Below are 2,366 nucleotides of genomic sequence, written 5' to 3' on the forward strand. Positions count from 1 at the left end.
AGCAACTTTGGATAAGACCAAACGATAATTTAGTCTCAATTGCAAATTTAATTCTGCACTTAGAAGGCAATATTCGTCAATGGATTTTGACAGGAATAGGAAATCATCCAGACCATAGAAAAAGGGATCTGGAATTTAGTCAGACTGATCGCATCGACAGAAAAGAAATGTTATCTAAACTCAAGGATGCCATTGACAAAACAATTGAAGTAGTGAATCAAATACAGGATGAAGAATGGACAAAAGTTAGAAGCGTCCAGGGTTATAAAGAGTCAGTTTTAAGTATTGTAATTCACGTGATAGAGCATTTTAGTTACCATACTGGTCAGATCACCTACTACACAAAATTGCTTACCAACAAAAACACAAATTACTATGGCGATCAGGACTTAAACCTTACAGCCAGGTGATAAATTTCTAAGTCAGTTTGATGACAGGAAAATAAAAAGGGAGCAAAGTATTAACCCTGATCCCTTACTTAAATGTTATTCAATTTACTATGCAAGCTTCATATTACATTCTGAGTTATACTTTAGAATGTTTTGAATACTTGATTTTTTTGGATAGAACTTAACTTTTGGAAAATTCTTATAAGCATTGAATAGTCTGAAATAAGATTTTCTTACTTCTTCGTTCTCTTCAATGGCATTTTCAAGTTCAAGCCTCTCCAAGACACCTAATTCTCCGTAAATAAATTGAATAATTTTGTGAAGTGTAAAGTTCCTTACCATATACAATTGTTAGTTAAAATAATGTGTATATAAAACTAGCTTCCACACTTATTATTGTTTTCATCTAATTTTTTTATCTGTTAATGCTTAACTCATCAGTGTAGCTGTTTTCAAATAATTAGATAATTTGGGGGCGGTATACCAGGGGTTAATACTTGATATGATGAGACATACTTTAGTACTTTTAGTGGCGGCCATTAATTTCTTTTTCATTAAAACGGCTTCAAGCCAACTCTCTACTTACAATTAGATAGGCCTATTTATTGAATCGTCTTTTGTAGAAAAACATTACCAGTAAAATTCCTGTAAGACCTCCGCCCAGGTGGGCAAAGTGAGCGATGCCTGTCTTGAATTGGCTTACGCCAAAAAATAAATCGTAAATAATAATGCCTATCGCTAAGTATTTGGCTTTAATTGGAAAAGGGAAAAACAACAACATAAGCTCTACGTTGGGGAAAAGGTAGGCAAAAGCAAGTGTAACGCCATAGATGGCTCCTGAGGCACCAACTACAGGCACATTGAGTACTTCATTAAGCTTTGCCAGGGTAGGATCAGTATAATTTTTACCGGATAGTAAAATCGACCGTCCTTCTTCATAAACGCGGGTATAAAAATCTGAATCTACAGAGCCGAGGAGTTGGCCGTAACTAATGTAATCTATGAGGATATGGGCCAACATGGCACCAAAGCCACAAAGCAGATAAAAAGTAAAAAAGTTTTTTGCGCCGAGTTCACGTTCAACGTATGGTCCTAAGAAAAAAAGTGACAACATATTAAAGGCTATGTGCCCTATGCTACCATGTGAAAACATATGCGTAACCAGTTGGTAGGGTGCGAATTGCTTTGAAGCAGGAAAAAACAAACTCAGGTTAGGTAGAAAGCTAAGAGCCTGCACGGCTAAAAAAACGATGACATTTATTATGATCAGGTGCTTAACTACCTCGCTTATTTTCATCAAGCAAATTTACTTAAAAGATTTTTCCAGGCTTTCAAGATCATAGCTCACGTAGCATTTTCTACCGGAAGGGCTATAGCTTGGGCTTTCACAGGCAAACAATTGGTTGATTAGCTCTTGCATTTCATCAAGCTTTAATCTTTTGGGCTTCTTGATAGCGGCATTTTTTGCAAGTGATCTTGCAAGATTTTCCTCTACTCCCAGTTCAAGATTTAAATTGCCTCTGTATTGTTCAAGAATTTTTTGAAGTAGCTCTCCACAATCATTTTCTTCTAGGCCGGCAGGTATACCTCTAATAATAATAGAGTAGCCACCAAACCCTTCGATATCAAATCCAAGCTTGTTTACCTCCAGTAATATTTTGTTTAGAAGAACCTCGTCTTCTTTTTTAAGCTCAAGGCTAATTGGGAAAAGCAGGCTTTGGACTTCGGGTTTATTCTGGCGAGCTCTTGCAAGATACCTTTCAAATAGAATGCGTTCATGAGCATGCTGCTGATCAATTATGACAAAACCATTCTTAATATGGTTGAGGATATAACTATTGTGAATTTGATAGGGTACCCTGCTTTTTTCATTTTGGTCCTCCCAGTCTTGGTTTTGATCACCTTCCGGGATGGAGCTAGGCAAGGTTAGTGCATTGTCACCATGTGCCTCAGCCTGCATATCTACATAGAGTGTTT

Annotated in this window: 3 protein-coding genes and 1 pseudogene; 1 reads left to right on the plus strand and 3 read right to left on the minus strand. The window is 36.8% G+C overall.

The genetic code is table 11. The features are described 5' to 3' along the window. Positions 1-410: DinB family protein (locus tag Q0X89_RS09575; RefSeq protein WP_297693510.1), on the plus strand; the 410-nt coding region annotated here is incomplete at its 5' end. An 87-nt stretch (positions 411-497) separates the two neighbouring features. On the opposite strand, the gene Q0X89_RS09580 is transcribed toward Q0X89_RS09575, so the two are convergent. The 3 genes and pseudogenes from Q0X89_RS09580 to Q0X89_RS09590 all read right to left on the minus strand — a co-directional run. After that, on the minus strand, positions 498-731 hold the full coding sequence (locus tag Q0X89_RS09580) for a hypothetical protein (RefSeq protein WP_297693512.1): 234 nt from the start codon (positions 729-731) through the stop codon (positions 498-500). Positions 732-987: 256 nt separating this feature from the next. Continuing rightward, positions 988-1,686 carry a rhomboid family intramembrane serine protease gene (locus Q0X89_RS09585; RefSeq protein WP_297693514.1) on the minus strand — a complete coding sequence of 233 codons (699 nt, stop codon included), beginning with the start codon at positions 1,684-1,686 and terminating at the stop codon, positions 988-990. 9 nt (positions 1,687-1,695) lie between these two features. Then, positions 1,696-2,366, minus strand: a pseudogene (locus tag Q0X89_RS09590) (hypothetical protein); the annotation flags it as partial.

Source organism: uncultured Eudoraea sp. (assembly GCF_947258525.1).
Lineage (GTDB): Bacteria > Bacteroidota > Bacteroidia > Flavobacteriales > Flavobacteriaceae > Eudoraea.